28 protein-coding genes and 4 pseudogenes are annotated in these 26179 nt (G+C 72.5%); 16 read left to right on the top strand and 16 right to left on the bottom strand.

Annotation, left to right across the window (positions count from 1 at the left end):
* The first annotated feature begins 107 nt into the window (after positions 1 to 107).
* Positions 108 to 533: an SsgA family sporulation/cell division regulator gene (locus PYS65_RS32830; protein WP_279337595.1), complete on the top strand. Its 426-nt coding sequence runs from the start codon at positions 108 to 110 to the stop codon at positions 531 to 533.
* Between the two features lie 57 nt (positions 534 to 590).
* Here PYS65_RS32830 and PYS65_RS32825 read toward each other — a convergent pair whose 3' ends face one another.
* The 6 genes and pseudogenes from PYS65_RS32825 to PYS65_RS32800 all read right to left on the bottom strand — a co-directional run.
* The gene (locus PYS65_RS32825; RefSeq protein ID WP_279337594.1) at positions 591 to 1088 is read right to left on the bottom strand and encodes a DUF6328 family protein; all 498 of its coding nucleotides are present in this window, start codon (positions 1086 to 1088) and stop codon (positions 591 to 593) included.
* 196 nt (positions 1089 to 1284) lie between these two features.
* Positions 1285 to 2268: an aldo/keto reductase gene (locus tag PYS65_RS32820; RefSeq protein ID WP_279337593.1), complete on the bottom strand. Its 984-nt coding sequence runs from the start codon at positions 2266 to 2268 to the stop codon at positions 1285 to 1287.
* A 58-nt stretch (positions 2269 to 2326) separates the two neighbouring features.
* Positions 2327 to 3037 (bottom strand): ribonuclease H family protein, encoded by a 711-nt coding sequence (locus PYS65_RS32815; protein ID WP_279337592.1) that lies wholly within the window; start codon positions 3035 to 3037, stop codon positions 2327 to 2329.
* Position 3038: 1 nt separating this feature from the next.
* A pseudogene (locus PYS65_RS32810) lies at positions 3039 to 3509 on the bottom strand (VOC family protein); the annotation flags it as partial.
* A gap of 3 nt (positions 3510 to 3512) precedes the next feature.
* Entirely contained in the window at positions 3513 to 4802 is a 1290-nt protein-coding gene (locus tag PYS65_RS32805) for an RNA-guided endonuclease InsQ/TnpB family protein (RefSeq protein ID WP_279337591.1), read from the bottom strand.
* Positions 4803 to 5049: 247 nt separating this feature from the next.
* Positions 5050 to 5421 (bottom strand): annotated as a pseudogene (locus PYS65_RS32800) (VOC family protein); the annotation flags it as partial.
* Positions 5422 to 5607: 186 nt separating this feature from the next.
* Here PYS65_RS32800 and PYS65_RS32795 point away from each other — a divergent pair.
* On the top strand, positions 5608 to 6591 hold the full coding sequence (locus PYS65_RS32795) for an SGNH/GDSL hydrolase family protein (RefSeq protein WP_279337590.1): 984 nt from the start codon (positions 5608 to 5610) through the stop codon (positions 6589 to 6591).
* Between the two features lie 101 nt (positions 6592 to 6692).
* On the opposite strand, the gene PYS65_RS32790 is transcribed toward PYS65_RS32795, so the two are convergent.
* Positions 6693 to 7175, bottom strand: a complete 483-nt coding sequence (locus PYS65_RS32790) for a VOC family protein (RefSeq protein ID WP_279337589.1) — start codon at positions 7173 to 7175, stop codon at positions 6693 to 6695.
* Between the two features lie 226 nt (positions 7176 to 7401).
* Between PYS65_RS32790 and PYS65_RS32785 the strand changes: the two genes are divergently transcribed.
* The gene (locus tag PYS65_RS32785; protein ID WP_279337588.1) at positions 7402 to 8055 is read left to right on the top strand and encodes an ATP-dependent Clp protease proteolytic subunit; all 654 of its coding nucleotides are present in this window, start codon (positions 7402 to 7404) and stop codon (positions 8053 to 8055) included.
* Between the two features lie 2 nt (positions 8056 to 8057).
* The gene (locus PYS65_RS32780; RefSeq protein WP_279337587.1) at positions 8058 to 8660 is read left to right on the top strand and encodes a ClpP family protease; all 603 of its coding nucleotides are present in this window, start codon (positions 8058 to 8060) and stop codon (positions 8658 to 8660) included.
* Positions 8661 to 8684: 24 nt separating this feature from the next.
* On the opposite strand, the gene PYS65_RS32775 is transcribed toward PYS65_RS32780, so the two are convergent.
* Positions 8685 to 9152, bottom strand: a complete 468-nt coding sequence (locus PYS65_RS32775) for a helix-turn-helix domain-containing protein (protein WP_279337586.1) — start codon at positions 9150 to 9152, stop codon at positions 8685 to 8687.
* Between the two features lie 191 nt (positions 9153 to 9343).
* Here PYS65_RS32775 and PYS65_RS32770 point away from each other — a divergent pair, with 191 nt between their 5' ends.
* Positions 9344 to 10231, top strand: coding sequence for an RNA polymerase sigma factor SigF (locus PYS65_RS32770; protein ID WP_279337584.1), 888 nt, complete (start codon positions 9344 to 9346; stop codon positions 10229 to 10231).
* 182 nt (positions 10232 to 10413) lie between these two features.
* On the opposite strand, the gene PYS65_RS32765 is transcribed toward PYS65_RS32770, so the two are convergent.
* Positions 10414 to 10869, bottom strand: coding sequence for an ATP-binding protein (locus PYS65_RS32765; protein ID WP_279337582.1), 456 nt, complete (start codon positions 10867 to 10869; stop codon positions 10414 to 10416).
* A gap of 162 nt (positions 10870 to 11031) precedes the next feature.
* Between PYS65_RS32765 and PYS65_RS32760 the strand changes: the two are divergent.
* The 4 genes and pseudogenes from PYS65_RS32760 to PYS65_RS32745 all read left to right on the top strand — a co-directional run.
* Positions 11032 to 11190 (top strand): annotated as a pseudogene (locus PYS65_RS32760) (PRC-barrel domain-containing protein); the annotation flags it as partial.
* An 80-nt stretch (positions 11191 to 11270) separates the two neighbouring features.
* The gene (locus PYS65_RS32755) at positions 11271 to 11621 is read left to right on the top strand and encodes a hypothetical protein (RefSeq protein ID WP_279337581.1); all 351 of its coding nucleotides are present in this window, start codon (positions 11271 to 11273) and stop codon (positions 11619 to 11621) included.
* A gap of 66 nt (positions 11622 to 11687) precedes the next feature.
* A complete protein-coding gene (locus tag PYS65_RS32750) occupies positions 11688 to 12071 on the top strand; it encodes a PRC-barrel domain-containing protein (RefSeq protein ID WP_341483705.1) in 384 nt (127 codons plus the stop codon).
* Positions 12072 to 12265: 194 nt separating this feature from the next.
* Positions 12266 to 13534, top strand: coding sequence for a streptophobe family protein (locus PYS65_RS32745; protein ID WP_279337580.1), 1269 nt, complete (start codon positions 12266 to 12268; stop codon positions 13532 to 13534).
* 346 nt (positions 13535 to 13880) lie between these two features.
* On the opposite strand, the gene PYS65_RS32740 is transcribed toward PYS65_RS32745, so the two are convergent.
* Positions 13881 to 14291 carry a hypothetical protein gene (locus tag PYS65_RS32740; protein ID WP_279337579.1) on the bottom strand — a complete coding sequence of 137 codons (411 nt, stop codon included), beginning with the start codon at positions 14289 to 14291 and terminating at the stop codon, positions 13881 to 13883.
* Between the two features lie 288 nt (positions 14292 to 14579).
* The gene (locus PYS65_RS32735) at positions 14580 to 15572 is read right to left on the bottom strand and encodes an aldo/keto reductase (protein ID WP_279338151.1); all 993 of its coding nucleotides are present in this window, start codon (positions 15570 to 15572) and stop codon (positions 14580 to 14582) included.
* 125 nt (positions 15573 to 15697) lie between these two features.
* Between PYS65_RS32735 and PYS65_RS32730 the strand changes: the two genes are divergently transcribed.
* Positions 15698 to 16582: a LysR family transcriptional regulator gene (locus PYS65_RS32730; RefSeq protein WP_279337578.1), complete on the top strand. Its 885-nt coding sequence runs from the start codon at positions 15698 to 15700 to the stop codon at positions 16580 to 16582.
* A 64-nt stretch (positions 16583 to 16646) separates the two neighbouring features.
* Positions 16647 to 17162: a mycothiol transferase gene (locus PYS65_RS32725; RefSeq protein WP_279337577.1), complete on the top strand. Its 516-nt coding sequence runs from the start codon at positions 16647 to 16649 to the stop codon at positions 17160 to 17162.
* Here the strand turns inward: PYS65_RS32725 and PYS65_RS32720 are convergent.
* Positions 17144 to 18223 carry an adenosine deaminase gene (locus PYS65_RS32720; RefSeq protein WP_279337576.1) on the bottom strand — a complete coding sequence of 360 codons (1080 nt, stop codon included), beginning with the start codon at positions 18221 to 18223 and terminating at the stop codon, positions 17144 to 17146. The two genes, PYS65_RS32725 and PYS65_RS32720, sit on opposite strands and share 19 nt — an antisense overlap.
* Positions 18224 to 18415: 192 nt before the next feature.
* On the opposite strand from PYS65_RS32720, the gene PYS65_RS32715 reads away from it, so the two are divergent.
* Complete coding sequence (locus tag PYS65_RS32715; RefSeq protein ID WP_279337575.1) at positions 18416 to 18877, top strand: pyridoxamine 5'-phosphate oxidase family protein; 462 nt, start codon at positions 18416 to 18418, stop codon at positions 18875 to 18877.
* A gap of 50 nt (positions 18878 to 18927) precedes the next feature.
* Here PYS65_RS32715 and PYS65_RS32710 read toward each other — a convergent pair whose 3' ends face one another.
* From PYS65_RS32710 to PYS65_RS32700, 3 genes and pseudogenes are all read right to left on the bottom strand, one after another.
* Entirely contained in the window at positions 18928 to 20310 is a 1383-nt protein-coding gene (locus PYS65_RS32710; RefSeq protein WP_279337574.1) for a phosphoinositide-specific phospholipase C-related protein, read from the bottom strand.
* Positions 20311 to 20407: 97 nt separating this feature from the next.
* Positions 20408 to 21316 (bottom strand): glycoside hydrolase family 19 protein, encoded by a 909-nt coding sequence (locus PYS65_RS32705; RefSeq protein WP_279337573.1) that lies wholly within the window; start codon positions 21314 to 21316, stop codon positions 20408 to 20410.
* Between the two features lie 291 nt (positions 21317 to 21607).
* Positions 21608 to 21782 (bottom strand): annotated as a pseudogene (locus PYS65_RS32700) (LLM class flavin-dependent oxidoreductase); the annotation flags it as partial.
* Between the two features lie 221 nt (positions 21783 to 22003).
* Here PYS65_RS32700 and PYS65_RS32695 point away from each other — a divergent pair.
* Together PYS65_RS32695 and PYS65_RS32690 are read left to right on the top strand one after the other, a co-directional pair.
* Entirely contained in the window at positions 22004 to 22444 is a 441-nt protein-coding gene (locus PYS65_RS32695) for an SPW repeat protein (RefSeq protein ID WP_279337572.1), read from the top strand.
* Between the two features lie 155 nt (positions 22445 to 22599).
* Positions 22600 to 22863, top strand: coding sequence for a GlsB/YeaQ/YmgE family stress response membrane protein (locus tag PYS65_RS32690; RefSeq protein ID WP_279337571.1), 264 nt, complete (start codon positions 22600 to 22602; stop codon positions 22861 to 22863).
* A gap of 150 nt (positions 22864 to 23013) precedes the next feature.
* Here PYS65_RS32690 and PYS65_RS32685 read toward each other — a convergent pair whose 3' ends face one another.
* Positions 23014 to 23799, bottom strand: coding sequence for a GNAT family N-acetyltransferase (locus tag PYS65_RS32685; protein WP_279337570.1), 786 nt, complete (start codon positions 23797 to 23799; stop codon positions 23014 to 23016).
* A gap of 140 nt (positions 23800 to 23939) precedes the next feature.
* On the opposite strand from PYS65_RS32685, the gene PYS65_RS32680 reads away from it, so the two are divergent.
* Positions 23940 to 24425, top strand: a complete 486-nt coding sequence (locus PYS65_RS32680) for a nucleoside deaminase (RefSeq protein ID WP_279337569.1) — start codon at positions 23940 to 23942, stop codon at positions 24423 to 24425.
* 118 nt (positions 24426 to 24543) lie between these two features.
* The gene (locus PYS65_RS32675) at positions 24544 to 26118 is read left to right on the top strand and encodes an alpha/beta hydrolase (protein ID WP_279337568.1); all 1575 of its coding nucleotides are present in this window, start codon (positions 24544 to 24546) and stop codon (positions 26116 to 26118) included.
* The last annotated feature ends 61 nt before the right edge of the window (positions 26119 to 26179 follow it).

The raw sequence follows: 26179 nt of genomic DNA, 5'->3' as shown, positions 1-26179 counted from the left end.
CGAGGGGGCCCGGGCACGGCACCGGGGAATCAGCCGAAGGGATGCGCATACGGCCCGGTTGCGGGGTACCAGATGGCTCTGTGTCGGTACTTCCCGGAGGCCCTCTCGTGAACTCGTTCGTGCACAAGACCCTGGTGGTGGAGATCCAGGCAGGCGTCGCGGATCGCGTTCCCGGGCTCGCCCATCTGGGTTACGACCCCGCGGACCCCTTCGCCGTCACCGTCGTCTTCAGCCACGAGGGCCGGGTCCTCGCACGCTGGCAACTGGACCGGGACATGCTCTTCGACGGCCTCACCCGCCCGGCCGGGACCGGTGATGTGCGGCTGCGTCCGGAGTCCCTGGGCGTGGAGCGGGAACTGCGGATGGAGTTCTTCGGTGCGGCCCACGCCGACGGCGGCCGGCATCACGCGGTGGTGTTCGTGTGGGCCGAGGCCGTCGGGGACTTCCTGCGCGAGACGTACCGGACGGTCGCACCGGGAGACGAGCAGGTCCGCCTCGACGACTTCCTCGCGGCCGTGCTCGCCGGCAGCTGAGGAATGCCCTCGGACAGCGGACGACGCACCACGGACGTCGGACGACGGACGACGGCGTCACCGCGTCGTGTGCCGGTGCCGGGTCCACATCGGGAGCACGAACCAGCACACCAGGTACCAGGTGACCACCCCGGCGACCAGGTACGGGACGAAGCCGTCGTGGGTCGCCACGCGCAGGATCAGCAGCAGTGCGGCGCTGGTGGTGGCGAGCAGCAGGACGAGGCCGAGCAGGGTCAGCCGGGACGCCCACCGCACCGCCTGCGGTTTGACGCGCCGCCCGGAGACGAGCCGGTGCAGCGAGACGGGGCCGATGAGCGCCCCGGTGGCGCAGGCGCCGAGGACGACCGTGATGATGTAGATCATCTGGTCCGTGTCGGAGAGCTGCGCGTACCTCGGGGTGAACACCACGGTCAGCAGGAAGCCGAAGAGGATCTGGACACCCGTCTGCGCGACGCGGACCTCCTGGATGAGTTCCTGCCACATCCGGTCCGCCCGCTCCTCCTCGGTCTCGTTGCGCCCTCTGCGCCTGCTCTCGCCCTGCTCCGGGTCCGGCACGATGCCTCCTGGGGTGAACGGCCTCGGTCCCTCTCTTGCGGCGTCTTCCCCGTCCACGGCCGTTCTCCCCCCCTTCACCGCGCGTGACCGGGGAGCCGCCTGCGGCGACCAGGAGCAGGAGAGGCAGCTGTTCCTGGAGCCGTGATGGTTCCGGGCCGCCGGCGTCAGGCCCTGCCGAGGACCCGGCCGACGGTTCCTACCAGCGGGACTCCACCTGGTCCTTGATCCGCCGTGCGTAGAGGTCGTCGATCGCGGTGAGCGTCCGCTCGGACAGCTCCGGGAGCCGGGCGGCGTGCGCGTTGGCGCGGGCCTGTTCGGGCGAGCGGGCGCCGGGGATGACGGTGGTGACGCCGGGCTGCCGGACGATCCAGCGCAGGGCCAGCTGGGCCGGGGTGTAGCCCTCGGGGGCGAGCGCGGCGAACTCGGCGGCGGCCTCGACGCCGGTCGCGTAGTCCACCCCGGAGAAGGTCTCGCCCTGGTCGAAGGACTCACCGTGCCGGTTGAAGGTGCGGTGGTCGTTCTCCGGGAAGACGGTGTCCTTGGTGTACCTGCCCGACAGCAGCCCCGAGGCCAGCGGGACGCGGGCGATGACGCCGACGCCCGCCGCGCGGGCCGCCGGGAGCACTTCGAGCAGGGGCTTCATGCGGAACGGGTTGAGGATGATCTGCACGCTCGCCACGTTCGGCCGGGCGATCGCGGTCAGCGCCTGGGCGCAGGTCTCCACGCTGACCCCGTAGGCGGCGACGCGTTCCTCCGCCACCAGGGTGTCGAGGGCGTCGAAGACCTCGTCGGAGGAGTAGACGGGCGTCGGCGGGCAGTGCAACTGCACCAGGTCGATGCGGTCGACGCCGAGGTTGCGCCGCGAACGGTCGTTCCATTCGCGGAAGTTGTCCAGTACGTAGTTCTCCGGGAGCTGTTCGGCCCGGCGGCCCATCTTGGTCGCGACCAGGACGTGCAGATCGGGCCGGCCGCTCAGGAACGACGCGATGGTCTGCTCGCTGCGCCCGTCGCCGTACACGTCGGCGGTGTCGAAGAAGGTGACTCCGGACTCGGCGGCGGCCTCCAGGACCGTGAGGGCCTGCTTGTCGTCGACCTCCCCCCAGTCCGCCCCGAGTTGCCAGGTGCCGAGACCGATCACGGAGGCGTGCTGACCCGACCTGTCGAATGTGCGCTCGTCCATGGCGTCAGTCTGTCATCCCGCCGCGGCCCGGGGGACGGTGAGACGAGCGCGGTCCTGTTCAGACGCTCGCGGTCGTGCGGCATTCGGGGTGGCCCCAGCCGCTGTCGTTCTTGGCGATGGACTCACCGGCCGCGTAGGGGCGGCCGCAGAGGCAGCGGCCGGGGAACTTCGCCTTGATCGTGCGGGCCGAGGAGCCACCGCGCGGCCGGGAGGAAACCTTGGCCGCGGAGGAGCGGCGCTTCGCGGCGCCGGCCGGCGGGGTGTCCGGGGAGGGCGGCGGCTCGGGCGAGCCCGCGTCGCTGCCCGCGTCCTGCTGGACGGTGGCCGCCTGGCTGGCGGCCCGGTCGGCGAAGTCGTTGAGCCGGTCGCCGTCGACCTGGTGGGCGGGGACGTAGCGGAACTCGACGGAGCGGCCCTGCAGGAGTTCGTCGATGCCGACGACGAGTTCCTGGTTGGCGACCGGTTTGCCGGCCGCCGTACGCCAGCCGTTGCGTTTCCAGCCGGGCAGCCAGGTGGTGACCGCCTTCATGGCGTACTGCGAGTCCATGCGGACCTCGAGCGGCACATCGGGGTCGGTCGCCGCCAGCAGCCGCTCCAACGCGGTGAGTTCGGCGACGTTGTTGGTGGCCCTGCCGAGTGCGCCCGCCTGCCAGCGGACCGGGGTCTCGGAGGCGTCGGCGATCACCCAGGCCCAGGCGGCGGGTCCGGGATTGCCCTTGGAGGCCCCGTCGCACGCGGCCACAACACGTTCACGCATGCGCCCGATCATGTCATGGCCGGGCGGTGTGCCGGTCCGGGCGGGCTCCTCGGGCGACGTCCGTCGTCCCGGGCGTCTCGCCCGTCGTAGTCGTGATGTCGATCACCGAGAAGTTCGCGCCCTGCGGGTCGCTGAGCGCCGCGAAGCGCCCGAAGGGGGTGTCCACCGGCCCGAGGCGCAGGGTGCCGCCACGCTCGGTGGCCAGGGCCACCGCCTCGTCGCAGTCCCGGACGGTGAAGTAGACGTCGACGTACGGTGGCACCTCGGGCGGGAAGTCCTCCGTCATCTTCGTCCGGCCGAGCACGGGGCGCTCGCCCAGGCCGTAGCTCCGGAGGCCGGTCTCGCCCTCGAGCCGCTTCGACCGGTAGGAGAAGACGGTGGGGAAGAACACGTCGGTCTTCTCCGGGTTCCGGGTGAAGACCTCCGCCCAGCAGTACGCACCGGGTACGACCGTCGCCTCGAAGCCTTCTTGACATCCTCCCTCTCCTCAAAGGAGGGGGATTCCGACCCGGGCGGGTCGAGGTTCACGGGCGCTCGAGCGGCCGGTGGCCGCTGTCACCCCTCCGGCACCGGCTGTGCGCCGGGGGCGGGGGATCCCGCCCTGTCCTGCCGCGACGTTGACTGCTGCGTTCTCATCCGCGTTACAGGTGAACCCGCAGGAGATGCAGACGAACTCGGCTTGGCTCTTGCGCGAGTTTTTCTCGATCCAACCGCAGGCACTGCACCGCAACGACGTGTACGGGGCGGGGACATCCTCCACCCGGCCCGGAGCCTTCTCCCCGGTCCGGCGACGGAGCAGGCCCCAGCCCTGGGCCAGGATGCTCCGGTTCAGCCCCGCCTTCTGCCTAACATTCCTGCCCGGCTGCTCGACGGTCCCCCTCGCCGAGCGGGTCATGGTGGTGATGTTCAGCTTCTCGAACCGGATCAGGCGGCAGGTGCGGGCGAGCATGGTGGAGGTCTTCTCGCACCAGTCCTTGCGCCTGTCCGCCTCCCGCGCCTTGATCCTCGCCACCTTCGCATACTCGGCGGCCTTGGCCTCGCTGCCCCTGGGAGCGCGGGCCGCCCGGCGCTGGTGCTTGCGGACCTGAGCCCGCTCCCGGGTGGTGAGCTGCGGGCAGTTCAGCCTCCGCCCGTCGGACAGGGCAGCGGTGATCTTCACGCCCCGGTCGATGCCGATGACCTCCCCCGTGCCGGGCGCGTCGACGGGGTCGGGGATGACGGCGAAGGCGATGTGCCACCGGCCGTTACGGAAGGAGACTCGGAACGTCTTCGCCACCGGCAGACCGGCGCGGGTGAGCCGGAAGCGCACCCAGCCGCAGCCGGGCACCTTCACCCGCGCCCACCTCCGGTTCAGCCTCTGCACCACCACCGAGCGGCCCATGACCTGCCTGCCGGTCTTGGTGTTCAGCTTCGGCGAACCGTCCGGATGGGACTCCGGAACCCGGTCGGTGCCGATCACCCGGAAGCCCTCATGCCGGTGCTTCCTGCGCCAGGTCGGCTCACCGAACCCGGAAGCGAACCGGGCGCTCTTGGCCCTGGCGAAGTCCTGCAGCGCCTGCTGCTGCACATCCGCGTTCCCGGCCCGCAGCCAGGCACTCTCCCGCCGGGCCTCGGTGAGCTGACGGCACTGCTCGGCAAACCCGGGCGCAGACCTGCGCCCCGGCCGCCGGTGCGCGTGCTGCTCGACGGCCAGATTCCACACGTACCGGGCGTACGCACAGTGCAGCAGCATCCGCTCCGCCTGCGCGGCCGTCGGGTACATCCGGAACCGTGACATGCCGCCAACCTAGCCCCGTCACCCGCCCCTTTCTTTGCATCCCACCGGGCTCACCCGAACGAACGACCGACCCCCGCCACCACTCCCAGCCACGCAGCATCACACCCCTCCCATGGCCAAGCCCGCCACCGTCCTCTTCCGGGACGCCGCATCGCCCCGAAGGCGATGCGGCTCCTCCTGCCCCGCTCCGCGGGACCGGGCATGCGCCCCGGTCCTGAAGGACCGGGCACCCTGCCCGGCAAGAGAGGTGGATGCCGGCCTGCCAGAGGCCGAAGACGGCCCCGCCGGGTTCACGGGTCGGGCACATCGTGCCGAAGTCGCCGACCCGCATCGGCTCCCTCAGCAGTTCGCCGCCGTTGTCCCCGATCCGGACGGCGGTGGCGGCGGCGTTTCGGACCGCGAGGTAGAGGCACCACTGCGACGGGCCCTCCTGGCCCGGCACGACGGCCGCCACCGCCTTGCCGTCGGCGTACGCCTGGAGGTGGTCGCCGAACTCCGACGACGCTCCGAAGGTCCAGCCCAGGACGTCCCCGTAGAAGGCCTTGGCGGCCTTGGCGGCCTTGGCGTCGTCGAACGTCGCGTCGGCCCAGCAGGGTGTTCCCTCGAGTCGTACGGCCATGACGGCGTGCCCTCTCCGGACGGCCGACCGGTCCTTCGCGTCACGCTGGTCACCGCTGCCCGGACCCGCGCGCCGGGCAGGGGCCGCCCTCCCGGCGAACGGTCTTTCCCGAACCGGGTCTTCCCCCCTGGGCTCTGCTGTGCTTGCCTGGGAGCCGTTTTCGCCGGGCGGGGCGGGGGTCGCCGTATGCGCAAGCCGTGGGTCGTGGGGGTGGCGCTGGCCGCCGTGCTGCTCGGCGCGTGCGGGGACCCCTCCTCCGGGCCCGGGGCCGAACCGCCACCGCCCCCCGCGCCCGCGGCGTCGGCCACCACGCACCAACGGGCCGCGGCCACGCCCCACACCCCTTCGTCCGGTGCGGGCGGCTCCGGGGAGGTCTCCCCCGGCGCCGCGTCCGGCGAGCCGCCCGAGCCGTCCGAGCCGTCCGAGCCGCCCACCGTGCTGTACCTCGGGGACTCACTCGCGATGGAGAACCAGAAGGTTCTCGGGCGGGAACTGCGCAAGGAGCTGCGCGCGCGGTACACGAGCGCGCCCTACTCGGGTACCACCCTGTGCGACTACCTGGAGGGTTCCGCACAACGGTCCCTGGTCCCGGCGGCGGACAAGGCGGCGGCGCTGGTGCGCTCGCTGCGGCCGGACTACGTGGTGCTGCAGTTCTGGGGCAACGCCTGGGACTACACCCCCTGCATGGACGGCATCACCTACGACGCCGCGCCGGAGGAGTACTTCGAGCGGTACGCGGCCGCCGCGCGCCGGCTCACCGAGCAGATCCGCGCGGCCGGTGCGGCCCGACCGCCCCGGCTCGTCTGGGTGTTGCAGGGCCCCGACCCGATCACCCCCGACCGGGTCCGCCGGGTGAACACGCTCTACGAGGAGCACGCCGCAGCCTCCGGCGGCCTGGTGGCCGACGCGGGCGGCGCGGTGAGTCCGGCCGGGGCGCGCTACACCTGGTCGCAGTACCTGCCGTGCGACGCCTACGAGCAAGCCCATCCCGAGTACTGCACCCAGCAGGACCGGGGCCGCACCGCCCTGCACCTGGACAAGGACTACCTGCACTTCTGCCTGGCGCCCACGACGTCGACGCCGAAACCCTGCCCGGTCCGCTCCCCCGGCATCCTGCGCATCGCGCGGGAGATCACCCGGGTGCTCGGGGAGCATGTCCGCTCCCGCTGACGTGATGCGCCAGAACCGTTCGGCATCAGGCGCGTTCACCGCTGGGACGCACGGCGTGCGGGCCCGTGGGCGGGGGCGGGCCCGCCCCCGCCGCGCCGGTGTCACTCGCCCGCGTACGCCTTCTCCAGGGCGGCGATGTCGAGCTTGCCCATCGACAGCATGGCCTTCATGACGCGGTCCGCCTTCTCCTGGTCCGGGTCGCTGATCAGCTCGGTCAGCCGCACCGGGGTGACCTGCCAGGAGACGCCGAACCGGTCCTTGAGCCAGCCGCAGGGGCCGTGCTCCCCGCCGCCCTCGACGAGCTTGTCCCAGTAGTGGTCGACCTCCGCCTGGTCGGCGCAGTCGATCTGGAAGGAGATCGCCTCGCTGAACGTGAACTCGGGTCCGCCGTTCAGCGCGACGAACTTCTGTCCGGCGGCCGTGAACTCCACGGTGAGGACGGAGCCCGTCGTGCCGTACCCGGACTCGGTGTACCGCAGGACCCGGCCGACGCTCGAGTTCTTGAACACGGAGACGTAGAAGTCCGCGGCCTCTTCGGCCCGGCCGTCGAACCAGAGACACGTGGTGAATCCGTCGGTGGTCATGGAATACCTCCCGGAGTGGGGAAAGGGCGTGGAACGCGGTCTGTGGGTGTCGACCGGCCCGCCCCTCGGAACTCATCGGTCGGCGGCGCTCTGCCCCTGGCGAATCTGCCGCGGGCAGAGAAATCCCCGCGGGCCGCCGCAGCCGGTCGAGAGTGAGGACACACGGTCGCACCGGCCGTGCGCCGAAGAGCAACACCGCACCGACACCGACACCACGGGAGCGCCGATGTCTCCACTCACCGCCGGCCGGCCGCCGGCTCCGCTGCCCCGGGCCGAGGAGGGCGACACCCCTTCGACCCGGTTCGACGACCATCTGGCCGCGCAACTCCTCGCGCAGCGGATCGTGCTGCTCGGGACCCAGGTCGACGAGGTCTCCGCCAACCGGGTGTGCGCGCAGCTGCTGATCCTGTCCGCCGAGGACCCGCGCACCGACATCAGCCTGTACGTCAACAGCCCCGGCGGCTCCGTGCACGCGGGCCTGGCGATCTACGACACGATGCGGCTGGTCCCCAACGACGTCTCGACGCTCGCCATGGGATTCGCGGCCAGCATGGGCCAGTTCCTGCTGAGCGTCGGCGCACCGGGCAAGCGGTACGCCCTGCCCCACGCGCGGATCATGATGCACCAGCCGTCCGCCGGGATCGGCGGCACCACCGCCGACATCGAGATCCAGGCGGAGAACCTGGAGTTCACCAAGCGGACCATCGAGCGGATCACCGCCGAGCACACCGGCCAGTCGGCGGAGACGATCTCCCGGGACGGCGACCGCGACCGCTGGTTCACGGCCGAGGAGGCCAGGGAGTACGGAATGGTGGACCGGGTGGTGGAGTCGCTGGACGATGTCCGGCCGGCCGCGACGCGACGCCGGATGGGGCTGTGACGATGGGTACGTACACGATTCCGCACGTCGTCGAGCGCACCCCGCAGGGTGAGCGGTCCTACGACGTGTTCAGCCGGCTGCTGTCCGAGCGGATCATCTTCCTGGGCACCGAGATCGACGACGGGGTGGCCAACGTGGTCATCGCGCAGCTCCTCCATCTGGAGTCGTCGGCGCCGGAGAGCGAGATCGCGGTCTACATCAACTCCCCCGGCGGCTCGTTCACCTCGCTCATGGCGATCTACGACACCATGGCGTTCGTACAGGCGCCGATCTCGACGTACTGCGTCGGTCAGGCGGCGTCCACGGCGGCGGTGCTGCTGGCCGGCGGGGACCCGGGGCGCCGGTTCGTGCTGGAGCACGCGCGGGTGCTGCTGGGCCAGCCGGCCACGGGCGGCCGGCGGGGCACGGTCTCCGATCTGTCGCTGCAGGCCAAGGAGATGCTGCGGATCCGTGCGCAGGTGGAGGAGGTGCTGTCCCGGCACACGCACCACGACGTGGCGACGCTGCGCGCGGACATGGACCGCGACAAGGTGTTCACCGCACAGGAGGCCGTGTCCTACGGCCTGGCCGACGAGGTGCTGAGCCGGCGCCTCGTGGGTGGGTGAGGCGCCGGGCCCGGCACGGTCGCGTCAGGCGGCCAGGCACAGCCCGTCGTAGGAGGCGCGGGGGGTGCCCCGGTTCGTCCCCCGGCCGGTGGGAGCCCGCAGGCCGGTGGGAGTCCGCAGGCCGGTGACGCGGACGAGTTCTCCCTGCGCCCGCGACAGCAGGTCGCCCAGGCCCAGACCGAGGGCCTGGGCGGCGGCCGCGAGGACCTCCGACGAGGCCTCCTTGCGGCCCCGCTCCACCTCCGACAGGTACGGCATGGAGATCCGGGCCGTGTCGGCGACGTCCTTCAGCGTCCGTTCCTGGGCGAGCCGCTCACGCCGCAGCACGTCGCCGACCAGGTCGCGCCAGAGCGGCTCCCTGGGGGGCGGAGCGGGAGCGGGGGCGGTGGGGGCCGGACCCGGCGGGGCCGCGGCCCGGCGCGCGGGCTCCGGACGCGGGGCCGCGGGCCGCAGGGGAAGGACACGGACGTCGAGGGGCGCTTGATTGCTCACTCCCTCAGCCTAGGAATCCCCGCTCCGAGGGGAAGGGAGCGGCGTTCCGCCCTGAGTGAAGGGGCGGGACGCCGGGCTTCTGCGGGCCCCTCGAAAAGTCGGGGGGAGTGTTCGGGGACAGGCTGGGTACCAGCACCTCCGAAGGACCGACGCACATCCGCCCGTGCACGTTCGTGGGGAGAGGTAGAGGTATGGAGACCGCCGTGATCCGGCCGCAGGCACAGGTCGTCGAGGAGAACGCCGAGGCCGGGACGGGTGACGGGAGCCTGCCGGGGGTGGTGGATCCCCGAACCGTCGCTCCGCGCGATGCCAAGGAACTGTCCCGCCAGTTCTTCCGTCGTCTGGCGGAGCTGGAGGAGGGCACACACGAGTACCAGTACGCGCGCAACACTCTGATCGAGATGAACATGTCGCTGGTGCGGTTCGCGGCCGGACGGTTCCGCGGCCGTGGCGACGACATGGAAGACATCGTCCAGACCGGCATGATCGGTCTGATCAAGGCGATCGACCGGTTCGAGCTGTCGCGCGAGGTCGAGTTCACCTCCTTCGCGCTGCCGTACATCGTCGGCGAGATCAAGCGCTTCTTCCGTGACACCACGTGGGCGGTGCATGTGCCGCGGCGGCTCCAGGAGCTGCGGGTGGAACTGGCCAAGGCCCGCGAGGAGCTCTCCAGCCGTCTGGACCGCGACCCCACGGTCGCCGAGCTCGCCACGCTGATGAACATCACCGAGGAGCAGGTCAACGAGGGACAGCTCGCCGCGAACGGCTACAACTCCTCCTCACTGGACGCCGCCCTCACCGGTGACGGCCCGGAGAACGGCGAGGCCGTCCTCGCCGACTTCATCGGTATGGAGGAGGAGGGGCTGCGGCTCGTCGAGGACTTCCACGCGCTCGCGCCGCTCATGGCCGAGCTGAGCGACCGCGACCGCGAGATCATCCGCATGCGGTTCGTGGAGGAGGCCACCCAGGCGGAGATAGGCGAGCGGCTCGGGTGCTCGCAGATGCACGTCTCCCGGCTGATCAAGCGGATCATCGGCCGTCTGCGCAAGGGCATGCTGGGCGAGCTGGGCTGCGCCTGACGCCCCGGAGGGCGCACACCGTACGCGGCGGCCGGCCCACCCTCACAGGTGGGCCGGCCGCCGCGTACGCGGTTTCTCGTCTCCCGGTGGGCGCGGGACCGTCCGAAGACGCCCTCGGGACATGGGGACTCCGCCGGCAGGTGTTCTGAGCCAGGCGTGACCGGCCGGCGCCGGCCGGTGTCTCAGCCGGCGTCGAGGCTCAGCACCGCGCCGACGCGCTTGCCGACCGGTACCCGCTCCACGAAGAGGTCCCGCGCCAGGGCCCGGACTATCTCCAGTCCGTGGCAGCCGATGCGCTGGGGATCGCGGGGGAAGACCCGGGGCAGGGTGCCGCTGCTGTCGTACACGGCGACCGTGATCGCTTCGTCCGTGCCCTCCAGCTCCAGGATGTATGGGCCGCCGCTGTGCCGGTCGGCGTTGGTGACGAGTTCGCTCACCACCAGGAGTGCCGCGCCGTCGGTCCGCCGGCCGATCGTGGCGCACCACTCGGTCCTCAGCTGTTCCAGGAAGCGCGTGGCGAAGTCGCGCGCCTCGGCGATGCATCCCGGCTCGCCGGTGAAGTGTGCCGCCCGCCGCAGCGGTTCCACGGGCACGTCGAAACCGCTCGGTATCACTGCCCCGTCCAGGTGATCGATCATGGGTTTCTCTCTGGGAAGCCGGACTGGCCGGACGATCTGCACCGGTCCACCTACCCCGAGTCGGGCGACACAGTCCCCTGATCGGTGTTCGTCGTGACACACGGCAGGCACCCGGACACACGGGTGCGGAGCGAGGGCCGCCTCCGGCGGGAAGGGCGAGCCATGAACGAACTGTTGGCGGTGCGATGCCTGCGGACGCTGCCCGTGGTGACGCTGGGCGGCGATGCGGTGGCCCACGTCAAGGACACGGTCCTCGACGCCACGGCCGGGCGCGTCACCGGCTTCACGCTCACCGGCCGAACCCTGCTGTCGGGCCCCCTTCCCCAGGAGCCGCCCTGGCCGGCGGTGCACTCCCTTGGCCGGCACGCGGTCATGGTCCGCGACGAGGGGCGCTGTGCGGCGTGCCCCTGTCGGTGGCCCGCCGCGTCGCCCCGCACGGGCGGCTGCTCAGCGCGCAGGTCCTCACCGACGAGGGCGACGCGGTCGGCACGGTGCTCGACGTCCTGGTCGAGGGCGGCACCAGTGCCGGATCGTCGCCTTCCGGCTCGGCCGCGCACCGGGAGTCGGCACCGGGCTCCAGACACCGTCGGCACCGGGTGTACGTGCCGCGGGGCGAGGCGGTGTCCGTCTCCGTCTCCGGCCGGTCGCTGGTCGTCCCCGCTCACGCCACCACCCACGTCACCGGCGATCTGCCGGACTTCGTGGCGCGGGTCGGCGCGTCCCGTGCCCGGCGGACGGGCGCACTGCCGTGATGCTGTTCTCCCGGGTGCGAGGGCTGCCGGTGCCGGCCCCGGGGGGACGGGAACCGGCTCGGCATCGTGCGGGCGCTGACGGTCGACCCGGCGTCCGGCACGGTCACCCACGTGCGGACACGGAGCGGGCGCCTGCGCAGGGAGACCGTGCCGGCCTGGGCCGACCTGGACGCCGCAGGCCCGGACATGCTGATCGCCCGCCCGCCGTCCTCCACCTCGGCCGAGCCTCCACCGCATCACGATCTGCTCGGCAGCAAGGTGCTCACCGAGGACGGCGAGGAGCGCGGCACCGTGCTCGACGCGGCCTTCGACCCGCTCACCGCACGCATCGAGGCGGTCCTCACCACACGTGGCGAACTCCCGGCCGACCGCCTCCTGGGGCTGGGTGACCACGCTCTGGTGATCCGCGCCCGGGGCGCCGGGCCCAGGACACCGGCACCGCACGTCTGACCGGGCGACCTGCTGGGCGCCGCCGGCAGCGGCGGCGGTGGCCGGGGCGTCGTTCATCTGATTCCTTTCGTGGATCCCCCGCCTTCAGGCGGGGGAGGATGTCCATGTGTGTTCCGGTGGCGCGCCGGTCGCAAGCCGACGCGGACGGACCTTTCGGCAGGCGCCCGGTGCGAAAGCACGCTTAGCGTGCAGGGGTGAGCTCACGTACCGCCTTTGACCGGGTGACCGCCCGCCACGGCTGGACGCAGGCCCTGGTCACGGTGGTGGGCGGGCTGCTCGCCATGAGCGTCGTGGCCGCGCTCGGGCTGTGGGCGGCCGGTGCCGCGGACCTCCCCGGCGGGTCCTTCCCCCAGGTGGTCGCGGCGACGGTGGTCACCGCCGTGGGCGGCTCGGTGCGGCTGTCCGGGGACGCGGGCCGGCTGGCCGGCGCGGAGGGCGGTCTGACGGTCATGCCGCTGTCCGTCACGCTCACCGGGGCCCTGGTCGTCGGGCGGGGCTTTCTGCGTCCGTTGCGCCACCGGGCCGTCGCGGGGGCGCCCGAGCTGATCGGGTGGGCCGCGCGGATCGCCGCCCTGTGGCTGCTCGCCCTGCTCGGGCCGGCGTTCGCCGCCCGGCACACCTTCGAGGTCTCGCTCGGGGACGGGCCCCTGGACAACCTCGGGGATCTGTTCGGGATCTCCCCCGAGGTCGGTTTCGCCGCCGATGTGCCGTTGACCGTCCTCGTCGGCCTGCTCTGGCTGGCGGGTGTGCTGGTGCTGGCCCTGCTGGTGTCGCGGGGCGCCCCCCTTCCGGGCCGGCTGCTCCGGTTCCAGACGGCGGTGCGGCCCGCGGCGCGCGCGATGCTGTGGCTGCTGCTCGCCTCCGTCGTCATCGGTGCCGTGACCGCGCTGGTCGTCGCCGCGACGCGGGGGCACCCGGCGGATACGTTCGCCGTGATCCTGCTGGGTCTGCCCAACGTGACCTGGCTCGCGTTGACCATCGGGCTCGGCGCCACCTGGGACGGCAGGGTGGAGGGGCCCTTCGGGCTGCCCCTGCCGCATGTGCTCGACGAGGTGCTGCGCACCGAGGACGTCTCGGCGCTGAACCTGAGCACGCTCGCCGAGCACGACGGCAGGGTGTGGTGGCTGCTGGTGGCCGACGCGGTGCTGCTGCTGGCCGTCGCGTTCGTGATGGCGGCCCTGTCACCGGCCCGGGTCCGGGCCTGGCAGCACGCCGTGCACCTGGCGGTGGCGCTCACGCTGACGGTTCTGATGATCTGCCTGGTCGGCCGGATCTCCGCCCGGCTCGGCCTCTCCGTGCTCGGCATCGGCGACCTCGGTACCGGACTCTCCGGTCAGGTGCTGCTCGCACCGCGTCTGGCGGGCGCCCTGGGGCTGGCCTTCCTGTGGGGCCTGGTCACCGGTTTCGCGGGCGCGCTGCCGGCCCGGGGGAGGTGGCGCGGCACGGGCGGACCGGACCGCTGACGGGACGCGCCGGACCGCCGGCGGTGCTCTGCGTCCGCGGTCCGCACACCGGTTCCGCCCAGGCCTGCGGCGGTTTCGCCGGTTCGGGCGGCTGCCCGTCCGTGCTCCCCTCGCCGGCGTGCTCCGCTCTTCGCCGGTGCCTCGTCGAGGACGGCGTCGGCCTGCGGCGGGAGGTCGCAGCGGGCGTCGACCGGCCGCCCGGAGACCGGGGATCCGTTCCGGGGCCACGTGGTCGAGGGTGCCGACGGGCCGGCCGGCGGCGGTGAATCCGGTCAGGGCGGGGGACCGGCCCGGCGGAGAGGTGTTCGGGGACGGGCAACGGCCGGTCGGTCAGGCGGCCGGTCGGTCAGGCGACCTGGACGCCCAGCACCGGGGCGGCGCGCTGCATCCGCAGGGCGTCCACGGATTCGGCCAACAGTTCGTACTCGGTGGTGTCGTCGCTGGTGGCGAGGCGCACCAGCTGTCCGGCGGCCAGCGCCTCCGCCATCTCCTCCTGCCGGGCGTCGTCACCGCACCAGGCACGCAGCACGGCGGGCACGTCGGGCACACCGTCAGCGACGGGGACGAGCGCGCCCGGGGGTAAGTGTTCGGCCTCGGGCTGCGGGTCGAGGCGCTCGGCGATCCACGAGGCGCGATCGCGCAGCCACCAGAGGGCCAGGGCCAGGGTGGGTGCGCGATAGGTCCCGAGGGGTACGCCGATGCGGCGGCCGTCGCAGACCCCGTACGCCGTGACGTGGCACAGGAACTCGTCGTGCACGGTCCTCTCCCCCCGTTGCGTTGCCCGGCGGCCGACCGCGCTCGCTCTCCGGTGGGTCGCGTGCTGTGTGTGAGGGCGCCGTCGCGCGGGGTGAAGCGCTCTCGTTGTCGAGTATGTTCACCGCTGAATCACTGTCACCATGCCTTTCCGGCCACTCTCTTGGCATATTCGCCCCTTTCGTTGGCCGGAATGCGGCGCGCACGGCAGCCGGAGGCACGACGCCCACCCGGCGGTGTCGCGCCGAGGAGTGCGACGCGGCCGGGTGGGCGACCTGCCCGGGTGAGGGGCCTACTGCTTGACCACCGCGTCGATGCGGGCCAGTTCGTCCGCGTCGAAGTCGAGGTGGCGGGTGGCCGCGACGCTGTCCTCGAGTTGCCGCGGGCTGCTCGCCCCGACCAGGGCCGAGGTCACCCGCCCACCGCGCAGCACCCAGGCCAGCGCCATCTGCGCGAGGGTCTGGCCGCGGGACTCGGCGATGCCGTTCAACGTGCGCAGCCGCTCGACCAGTTCGCCGGTGACGGCGCCGGTGTCCAGGAACGGGCTGTCGCTCGCGGCCCGCGAGTCCTCGGGGATGCCGTCGAGGTAGCGGGCGGTCAGCAGGCCCTGCTCCAGCGGGGAGTAGGCGATGGAGCCGATCCGGAGCTCGTCCAGGGCGTCCAGCAGGCCCTCGTCCTCCGGCCGCCGGTCGAGCATCGAGTAGCGCGGCTGGTGGATCAGCAGCGGGGTGCCCAGCTCGCCGAGGATGCGGGCGGCCTCACGGGTCTGCTCCGCGGAGTAGTTGGACACGCCGACGTAGAGCGCCTTGCCCTGCTGGACCGCGGAGTGCAGGGCCCCCATGGTCTCCTCCAGCGGAGTGTCGGGGTCGAAGCGGTGCGAGTAGAAGATGTCGACGTGGTCCAGGCCCATCCGGCTCAGGCTCTGGTCCAGGGAGGACAGCAGGTACTTGCGTGAACCCCATTCTCCGTACGGGCCGGGCCACATCAGGTGGCCGGCCTTGGTGGAGATCACCAGTTCGTCGCGGTACGGCGCGAAGTCCGCGCGCAGCGCCTCGCCGAGGGCGGACTCGGCGGCGCCGGGCGGCGGGCCGTAGTTGTTGGCGAGGTCGAAGTGGGTGACGCCCAGGTCGAAGGCGCGGCGCAGGATGGCGCGCTGGGTCTCCGCGGGGCGGTCGGGACCGAAGTTGTGCCACAGGCCGAGCGAGAGCGCGGGAAGCTGCAGGCCGCTGTGTCCGGTGCGCCGGTAGGGCAGGTCCGCGTAACGGTCGGGGTGCGGGGTGTACAACACGACTCCAGGGGGTCGGCACAGGGGTGTCCGGTTCCGTCGAACCGGACTCCACTCTGTCGCGCACCGCGGGCAGCGGTCCAACAGGAGAATCCGATGGAATTCAGCGGATACGCTTCTCAATCATGGAACTGCGCCACCTTCAGCATTTCGTCGCCGTCGCCGAGGACCAGCACTTCACCCGGGCGGCGGAGCGGCTGCTGGTCTCCCAGTCGGGCCTGTCGGCGTCGATCCGCGCGCTGGAGCGCGAGCTGCGGGCGCCGCTGTTCGTACGGACGACCCGGCGGGTGACGCTGACGGAGGCCGGACGGGCCCTGCTGGTGGAGGCCGAGCGTGTCCTGGCCCAGGTGCGGGCCGCGCACGAGGCGGTGGCCGCGGTGCAGGGGGTGTTGCGCGGCACGCTCGCGGTGGGCACCGAGCAGTGCATCGCCGGGGTGCATGTGGCGAAGCTGCTGGCCGCGTTCCGGCGGCGCCATCCGGACGTGGAGATCCGGCTGCGGCAGTGGGGCTCGGCGGCGCTGGCCGAGGAGGTCGCGGCGGGACGCCTCGACCTGGCCTTCGCCTACCGGACCCAGGCGGACCCGGACCGGCTGCGGCCGGTGGCGCTGGCCGGTGAGCCGATGACCGTGCTGTGCCATCCCGGGCACCGGCTCGCGCGGGCCGGGACGCCGCCGGCCCCGCACGACCTGGGCGGCGAGGTGTTCGTGGACTTCCATCCCGACTGGGGGCCGCGCCGGGCCACCGACACCGCCTTCGCCGCCGCGGGGGTACGGCGCACGGTCGCGCTGGAGGTGAACGACGTGCACAGCCTCCTGGACCTGGTCGACGAGAACCTCGGCATCGCCGTCGTCCCCCAGCACTTCCGGCACAAGCGTGCGGCGCTGACCGCGCTGCCGCTCGAAGGCACAGGTGAGCCGGTGTACGAGACCGTGGCGCTGCTCCCGCCGGCCGAGGCCGTCAGCCCCGCCGCGCGGGCGCTGATGGCCCTGCGGGACGACGCGGACGCGTGAGCCCGGCCGGACTCCCGGGGGAGAACGGGGCGCGGGCGGGGGCGGGATGCGCGAGGGTGGACCCATGCATGCCAAGGACATCCTCATCGACGGCTTCGGCAGGATCCGCGAAGAAGTACACGCCGCGGTGGCCGGGCTCGGCCCCGACGTCCTCAACGCCCGGCCCGCGCCCGGCGCCAACTCCGTCGCCTGGCTGGTCTGGCACCTCACCCGGATCCAGGACGACCACGTCGCGGACGCCTTCGGGCTCGACCAGGTGTGGCTCGCCCAGGACTTCGAGAAGCGGTTCGCGCTCGGTCTGCCCCGCCGCGACACCGGGTACGGCCACACTCCGGCGCAGGTCGCCGAGGTGCGGGTCGGCTCGGCCGACCTGCTGACCGGCTACTACGACGCGGTGCACGCGCAGAGCCTGGAGGCGCTGCGCGCGCTGCGGGCCCAGGACCTGGAGCGCATCGTGGACGAGCGCTGGGATCCGCCGGTGAGCCTCGGGGTGCGGCTGGTCAGCGTCCTGTCCGACGACCTCCAGCACGCCGGACAGGCGGCCTATGTGCGCGGGCTCCTTCAGAGCACGGACGCGTAACCTGGCAGCACCACGTCCCGCAGGAGGGCGTTGCGCTCGTCGAACGGGAGGAACGCGCTCTTGACCGCGTTGACCGTGACGGTCCGCAGGTCCCGGGCGGTCCACCCCGCCTGCTCCACCAGCAGGGACATCTCGCGGGTCATGGTGGTGCCGGACACCAGCCGGTTGTCGGTGTTGAGGGTGACCCGGAAGCCGAGGTCCTTCAGCGCGGTGATGGGGTGCGTGGCGATCGAGTCGGCGGCGCCGGTCTGGATGTTGGAGGTGGGGCACATCTCCAGCGCGACCCGGCGGTCACGGACCCAGCCCGCGAGCCGGCCGAGCTTGCCGGCCTCGAGGTCGGGGATGTCCTCGGTGATCCGCACACCGTGGCCGAGACGCTGCGCGCCGCACACCTGGAGGGCCTGGTGGATGCTGGGCAGGCCGTGGGCCTCACCGGCGTGGATGGTGAACGGCACGCTCTCGCGGCGCAGGTGCTCGAAGGCGTCCAGGTGATCGGCGGCGGGGAAGCCGTCCTCGGCGCCGGCGATGTCGAAGCCGACGACGCCCGCGTCCCGGAACGCCACCACCAGGTCGGCGATCTCCCGCGTCCGGTCGAACATCCGCATGCCGCACAGCAGCGTCCCGACCCGCACCGGCGTCCCCCCGGCGGCGGCCTTGGCCATGCCGGCGGCGAGCCCCTCCTGCACGGCCTCGACCACCTCGGGCAGGGTCAGCCCGCCCTTGGTCATCAGCTCGGGGGCGTAGCGGACCTCGCCGTAGACGACACCGTCGGCGGCGAGGTCGAGCACGTACTCCTCGGCGGTGCGCAGCAGTCCCTCGCGGCTCTGCATGACGGCGAGGGTGTGCTCGAAGGTGGCTATGTACCGCACCAGGTCACCGGAGCCGGCGGCCTCGACGTACCAGGCGGCGAGCTCGTCGGCGTCGGTGGTGGGCAGGGCGTGGCCGACCGTGTCCGCCAGCTCCACCAGGGTGGCGGGGCGCAGGGCGCCGTCGAGGTGGTCGTGCAGGACGGCCTTGGGCAGCCGGCGGAGGGTCTCGGTGTCGAGGCGGGGCGTGGTCATGAGCGGTGCGTTCCTCAGCTGTTCTGTGGTGAAGTGCGCGGTCACCCTGCGGGGGTGGGACCGATCGGCAGAGGTTATACGTAAAACTTCAGTGCGCGCCAGTCCCGCTCCCGGCGGCGCCCGGGCCTGGTCCCGAGGGCCTACGACGGAAGACCGAGGCGCCCGGGCGGGGCGTGCGGCTACCGTCCGCGTATGAAGATCACCGAGTTACCGCAGCGGAGCCGGGAGCAGCGCAGAAGGGATCTCCTGGACCGGCTGGAGCGGGAGATGGACGTCTGGGTGGCCTCGGCGGACGCCGAGGGGCTGCCCTGCCTGGTGCCGTTGTCGTTCGTGTGGGACGGCGAGGCCGTCTGGCTGGCGACCCGGCCGGCCAACCCCACCGGCCGCAACCTGCGGGAGGGCGGCCGGACCCGGCTGGCGCTCGGCGACACGCGGGACGTCGTCCTGATCGACGGCGAGGTGGAGACGTACGGCGCGCGGGAGGTGCCGCCGCCGGCGGCGGAGGCGTTCCGGGAGAAGACCGGCTGGGATCCGCGCGCGGAGCGGGCCGTCCACGCGTTCTTCCGGGTACGCCCCCGGGCGGTGCAGGCCTGGCACGGGGTGCGCGAGATGCCGGAGCGGCATCTCATGCGGGACGGGATCTGGCTGATGTAGGGCGCCTCACGGCGCCGGACCCGCATCGCCCCTTCCCGTCCCGCACGGGGCTACGGATACGTGTACGTGTTGAGGGCGGCGACGGCCGCTGCCGGGTTGCCGAGGTCGTAGCGGTCCACGGCCAGGAAGTTGGGCTTCTTGCGGGCGGCCGGCTGGCAGAACCGGCGGGCGCGGTCGGCGAGTTTGGCGTTGTCCGTGCCGGCCGTGTCCGCGATCGCGGTGTCCCGGAAGTGGTTCATGACGAAGAGGGGCCGAAAGCCCGGCTCGGTGCGGGTGAGCGGGATGTCGGCGCCGGCGCCGTACCAGCGGCTGTAGCAGGACCAGTCGGAGGTGCCGACCCCGGAGCCCATGGACCAGTGGTTCTCGACGGTCCACTCCCGCTGGTACATGACGCCGAAGCCGTCCCGGGTCAGCCCCGCGGCCTGGTCGGCGGAGCGGCTGTGGTCGCTGAAGATCAGCAGCCGCTTCCCGGTGGCGGTCAGCTCCGCCATCGTCGGCCAGCCGTGCTCGCGCACCCCGGCGCGGTCCGGCCGGTGGAGGACGTCCGACAGGCCGGTGACGCGGGCGAGTTCGGCGCGCAGTACGCCCGGGTCGACGTAGTCCTCGAGGAACACGGTGACGACCTGGTCGGGGTGGGCCTTGAGGAAGTCCACCATGCGCTGGAGGTCCACCCACAGGGCGACGGGCCTGCTGACCAGGGTGCAGCTGTTGTGGCAGAGGATCGCGCCGTCCGGGGTCTGGTGGATGTCCAGCATGAATCCGCGTACGCCGTCGGCGAGTTGGCGTTCGATGCCGCGCGTCTGGTTGGGGAAGAGGTTGACGAACGGCGGGGCGAAGCCGCCGTCGACCCCGTTGGCGTACGCGTTGTGCGAGGTGAGGAAGGTGACCTGGTCCAGGGTGCGGGTGTCCTGGGGCGGCATGGGCCGGGTGGCGGGAGCGACCGGGGTGAGATACCAGTGGGTGAGGTCCCCGGAGCCGCCGGCGACGGCGAGCCGGGCGGGGTGGTCGGCCCCCGCGGGTCTGGGGGCGACGGTGAGGCGGCGGTCGGTGCCGGGGACGCCGAGGGTGTACCGGTCGGCGCCGACGGGGGTGATCTCCCAGGCCGCGTCCGCGCTCGTGCAGGGAACGGTCCCGGCCAGGTCGCCGGCACGGCCGAGGCAACTGCCGGGGGTGTCGGTGTTCTCCAGGAGGTGGGAGGCGCCGTTCACCCGCAGTGTCCACTGCTGGCGGTCCTCGTTGCCGCGCGGCCGGTGCTGCTCGACCGCTCCGGCGCTGTCGGCCGCGTTGAGTCCGGTGGTGGCGCTCTGCACGTAGTGGGTGGTGCCGGGCGGCGGAACCGCGTCGGCGCCCGCCGCGGGCGTCGGCGCCACGACCGCCGCGACCAGCGCGGTGGTCGTGACGGCCGTGGCGAGCAGGGCGTGGGGGGTGCGCATGGTGGGTGCCCTTCGTCCGAAGGACGGCCGCGTGCGCGAGGGCACACGGCCGGTCACGGATGGTCAGGAGCATGACACCACGCCCCGCGGTCCTGCGTCAGCAGTACAGGTTGCCGCCGGGTGACGTTCCGAGGATCTGGGTGAACTGCTGATACGTGGTCACCCTGCTCTGCACCTGCGCCGGGTTGCGGCCGTCGCACTCCAGGGAGCCGTTGATGCTGCGGATCGTCTGGCCGAAACCGGCCTGGTTGACCATGGCGTTGTGCCCCGTCATGCTGCCGGGACCCGACTGGGTGTTCCAGTACCACAGGGCCGTCTTCCAGGCGACGGACGCGTCGTTCTGCACCAGCCAGGGGTTGTTCAGCAGATCGATGCCGAGCGCGTCACCCGCGGCCTTGTAGTTGAAGTTCCAGCTCAGCTGGATCGGCCCGCGCCCGTAGTAGCCGGACTGACCGGCCGGGCAGCCGTACGGCTGTCCCCAGTCGCAGTAGTGCGAGTAGTTGGCCGTGTTCTGCTCGACCACGTGCACCAGACCACCGGTCTCGTGGCTGACGTTGGCCAGGAAGGCGGCGGCCTCCTGCTTCTTCACCGTGTCGCTGCCCGTGTTGGCGAAGCCGGGGTAGGCGCTCAGGGCCGCCTTCAGCCCGCTGTAGGTGTAGAAGGAGTTCCGGTTCGGGAACATCTGGTTGAACTGCGCCTCGGACACGACGAAGTTCCCGACCGGCGTTCCGGGGCCGTTGTCACAGGAGTACGGCTCCCAGTACCAGGTACTGATGATCGGGTCGTAGCCCGGGTTGGCGTGCTCGGCGATGTAGGTGCGGCCGTCGCTGTAGCGGACGATGTCACCGGCGTTGTACCACTGCCCGGCCACCCAGTTCGGATAGCTGGAGCACGCGGCGGCGGCCGACACCGGAGCGGCGGAAGCGGTCGCGGCCGGGAGCAGCACCGGCGCGCTGCCGGCGATGACGACTGCGGCCAGCACGGCGGACATGCGGCGTCTCGACAAGGGATCAACTCCTCTGCGAAACACGGCCGCTCCCGGGCGGGGACACGCTTGAGCGAACTGTCGCCGCACGCACGCCGGTTGAGCCGGCCACGGTGTGGGGGGCGGCCGTGGTGGGGGGTGTCGGGCACACTTAACCGCATTGGTCTGTACCAGTCAAGCCGCAGTCGGGCCAGCCCTTTTACCCCTGCCCAGGGAGGCCCATCGGTCTCCGTCACATCCGCACTGTGCGTCAACTCCCATCCCATGCAGGTGACTTGAGCGGACACTGCGGATTCCGCCCCCCTCCTCCCGGGAGGGGTGCCGCCCCAGCCCCTGCGCGGCGAGGCGGGGCAGGACGCCCTCGCCGAACCAGTACGCCTCCTCCAGGTGCGGGTGGCCGGAGAGGACGAACTCCTCCGCCCCAGAGGCCGGGGTGGACCTCCAGCCCGTCCCGGCCGCCTCCGCCCAGGGCGAGCATGCGCCGCCGGCGGCCCGGGCCCTGCACGACGCCTTCGCGGGCCGGGCCCGGCTGCCGGGCGGCGGCACCGGCCGGGCCCGCGGCGCGGAGGGGGTCGGGACAGGCCGGGGGGGGACCACCCCGCCCCGACCTCTACACATAAAGGAAAAATAAGAGCAGAATGACCTCAAGCGAGGTTTGCCGCATACCACCCGTAAGCGGCCGATCCTGCTAGTCGAAGGAGGCGACTCATGGCCAACGTCTCGCATCCCCGCGGTGACATCACCAGCCACCCCGATGCTCCAGAAATGCGGGCGCGGTACGACCGCATGCTCGGCGGTCGTGACGTGGTGCTGGTCGACGGACCGGTGTTCCTGCTCGGCCTCTACTGCGCGGTGTCCCCCTGGATACTCCACTACACGACGAGCCAGCCCGCGCTCGTGCCCCACAACCTGATCGTCGGCATCGCGATCAGCCTGCTCGGCATCGGGTTCGCCGCCGCCCCGGCGCGCATGTACGGCCTCAGCGGAGCCATGTGCGCCCTCGGCATGTGGATGATCATCTCGCCGTGGATCGTCGGCACCGGTCCGGACGCAGGCGTCATCTGGAACAACGTCGTCATCGGCGCGCTGACCCTGCTGCTCGGCGTCATGTGCGTCGCCACGGCGGCCAGGAGCACCTCCAGGACCTGATCGCGGCCGGAAAGGGACCGAGGGCGGGGCCCGGTCCGCGTCCTGTGCGGGCCGGGCCCCGCCCTGCCCGTACCGGCCCTCCCCGGCACGGGCGACTGCCGCCGCCGAGCGGGGGCACACGTCCTTCAGCGGGGGTTTTGAGAAGGAGGGGCGAAATGGAGATCGGCGGCATCATCAGTGCCATCGTCATCGGTATCGTCATCGGCGTCCTGGGCCGGCTCGTGGTCCCCGGGCGTCAGCGCATCGGGGTGCTGTGGACGATCCTCGTCGGCATCGTCGCCGCACTGATCGGCTCGGCGCTCGCCACGGCGCTCGGAGTGGCCGACACCAAGGGCGTCGACTGGATCGAGTGGCTCATCCAGATCGGCCTCGCCGCACTCGGGGTGGCCGCGCTGGACCGTGCGAAAGCCCCGCGCTGACCGGCCGGTGCGGCGGCCCGGGACGGCGTACGGGCACAGGACGGGTCCGGCGGGCCGCACCCCAGGGGTGCGGCCCGCCGGACCCGTCCGTCCTCCCGGCGAAGGTCCCCGGCCGGATGGCGGTACGGAGAACCCGTGAGCCCGACGGCCCTACGGGACGTACGCATACGGTGTCGTCGTGCCCAGCGGGACGAAGCCCAGACGCTCGAGGACCGGGCGGCTCTGCCCGGACGCGTCGACCTGGAGGTAACGGCAGCCGCGCTCGGCGGCGACGCGGGCCCGGTGGGCCACCAGCGCCCGGTAGACGCCCCTGCCCCGCCAGGCCTCGACGGTGCCGCCGCCCCAGAGCCCGGCGAACCGGGTGCCCGGCACGAGCTCCATCCGGGCCGCGCTCACCGGCTCCCGGCCCGCCAGGGCCACCACGGCGACAACGGTGCCGGGCTCGGCGGCGAGCCGGGCCGACAGCCGGTGGCGCAGCCAGGACGCGTCGGCGTGGAAGGCCTTCTCGTGCACCTCGGCCATGAGATCGACACCGGCCCGGTCGGTGACGGGGACGACGCGGACGCCCTCGGGCAGCACAGCCTGCCCGGCGCCGAGGAGCAGCTCGTCGATCTCGCCGACCATCAGCGTCTCCTCCGGTCCGGGCGTGAACCCGGACGCCACGAGCCGCTGCCCGAGGTCCACCGGCAGGTCATGGCCGTACAGCTTCCATTCGAACCCACGGCCCAGCCCGGTGAAGTGGGCGATCTGTCCGGCGATCGCCGCGTCCGCGTCCGTGTCGTCCAGGGCGGACCAGACGACGCCGTTCCAGCCGTGTCGCGGTGCGGTCTGCCGCACCACACGGCCGGTGCGCTCGACGCGGGCCCCGGGGCCGTCGGGCCTCGCTCCTTCGCGCAGGTCACGGTCGAACAGGGCGAGTACCGCGGCGTGGTCCATACCGCCCACTCCAGCACCGGCCCGGCGCCCGGGCAACGGGTTTACGGGGCACCGGCACACCGGCTTCGCGTCCGTGATCGTGTGCGCCTAAGGTTGCCGTGACCGGTGATCGAGCCGTGGTCGTGAGAAGGGCGGCACCCGTGACTGTCGAGGATGTTGAACTGCCCCACCTGCGTCGCTGCGTCGAGCTGGCGACCGAGGCGCTGGACGCCGGGGACGATCCGTTCGGTTCGGTCCTGGTGGCCGGCGACGGGTCCGTGCTCGCCGAGGACCGCAACCGGACGGCCGCCGGGGACCGCACCCGGCACCCCGAGTTCGAGCTGGCGCGCTGGTCGGCCGCCCACATGACGCCCGGGGAACGGGCCGCCGCCACGGTGTACACCTCCGGCGAGCACTGTCCGATGTGTGCGGCGGCGCACGCCTGGGTCGGCCTCGGCCGGATCGTCTACGTCGCCTCCTCGGCGCAGTTGCTGACCTGGCTCGCCGAGCTGGACGTGCCCGCTCCACCGGTGCGGCCGCTGCCCGTCGCCGAGATCGCACCGGACGTGACCGTGGACGGCCCGGTTCCCGAACTGACGGAGGCGGTAAGGGAGCTGCACAGGAGGTTCCACAGCGCCCGCGGCTGAGCGGCCGGGCCCGCCGCAGCCCAGGGCCGTCCGGCCGACAGGCGGGGCCTGCGGGGTCCCCTTATGGTGATCGAGGGCGCCGTGTCCGGTCCGCTCTGGGGCGTCCCTGGAGGCATCGATGCTGGCCAAGCCGTCAACGCGACCCCCGGTCCGGCGCCGCGCGGTCACCGGAGCAATCGGACTGGTCCTGCTGAGCGCGGGCCTCCCGGCCGCCGCTGCCGCGGACGGGGACCTCGACCGGTTCTACGACCAGAAGATCACATGGTCGGCGTGCAAGAGCATGGACACGCCCAAGGACCTGCAGTGCGGGAAGATCACCGTCCCCGTCGACTACGCCGAGCCCGACAAGGGCTCCCTCGACCTGGCTCTCGCCCGCTACCGGGGCACCGGCGACCCGCGTGGCTCGGTGGTGCTGAACTTCGGCGGGCCGGGGGGTTCGGGCGTCCTCGGACTCGCCCATGCCGGCAAGGAGTTCATGGGTCTCACCGACGGGTACGACGTGGTGTCCTTCGACCCTCGCGGTGTCGGCCGCTCCTCACCGGTCAGCTGCGGCATCCAGGCCACCGGTCAGGCGCTGGAGGCGACCGGCGGCGAGGGCGTGTCCGACCCGCGGGACGTACTCGCCCGGTTGCGCGTGGTGGCCGCCGAGTGCGCCGAGCGCTCGGGCCCGGTGCTCCCGCACATCGGCACCGTGAACGTCGCCCGGGACCTGGACGTGCTGCGCGAGGTGCTCGGCGACAAGAAGCTCACCTACCTGGGGTTCTCCTACGGAACCCGGCTGGCCTCGGTGTACGCTGCCCGATTCCCCGAGAGAGTGGGCCGGTTGGTACTGGACGGGGTGGACACCCTGACCGAACCACTGGCCGAGCAAGGGCTGGCGAGCGTCCGGGGACAGCAGCTCGCGCTCGATCACTTCCTGACCTGGTGCACCAAGGACATCGCCTGCCCGTTCGGTCAGGACCCGCGCGGAGCACGGGAGTTGGCCGTGAAGCTGGTCGCCTCGCTCGACGAGGACCCGGTACCGACGGACTTCGGCCACGAGTTCGCCGGGCAGGACCTCGCGGGCGCCATGGCGCAGGGCCTCTACAGCAGGGAACTGTGGCCGTTGCTGCAACGGGCGCTCGCACAGCTGATGGAGGACGGGGACACACGCGGGGTGGAGGCCTTCGCCACCGGCGGGGTGACGCTCCCCGTGCCGCAGCGGGAGAACGACCCGCTCGTCGACGAGGAGGACGTCCCCCTGGACAACCTCCCCGCCGCGCTGATGGCGGTGAACTGCGCGGACGATCCCGACCGCCCGGCCGCCGAGCAGGTGACCCGGGACCTCTCCCGGCTGCGCACCGCCTACGAGAAGGCCTCACCGGTCTTCGGCCGCTACCGGCTCGCCCAGGTGCTGATGTGCCACGGCCGCCCCCGGGGGACCGACTACATCCGCGAGGAGGTCAAGAACGTCGACACTCCGAAGATGCTGCTGGTCGGCACGCGGGGCGACCCGGCCACGCCGTACCGGTGGACGGTGGAGACGGCCGAGCGGCTCGGCTCCTCGGCGGTGGTGCTGGACAACCGGGGCGAGGGCCACACCGGCTACGGATCGTCCGACTGCGTGCGCCGGAAGGTCGAGGACTTCCTGCTCTACGGTTCGCTGCCGCCCAGCGGCAGCTCGTGCGGCCCCGAGGACGACTCCCGTGGGTGAGTCCGCCCGCGGGACGGCGACGACCGGATCGCCCCAAATGCCCTCTCGGTGAATCGGCTCT

This window comes from Streptomyces cathayae, from assembly GCF_029760955.1.
Taxonomy (GTDB): domain Bacteria; phylum Actinomycetota; class Actinomycetes; order Streptomycetales; family Streptomycetaceae; genus Streptomyces; species Streptomyces cathayae.
Note: the sequence above shows the minus strand (reverse complement) of the source record. Positions and strands in the feature narration are given on the sequence as shown.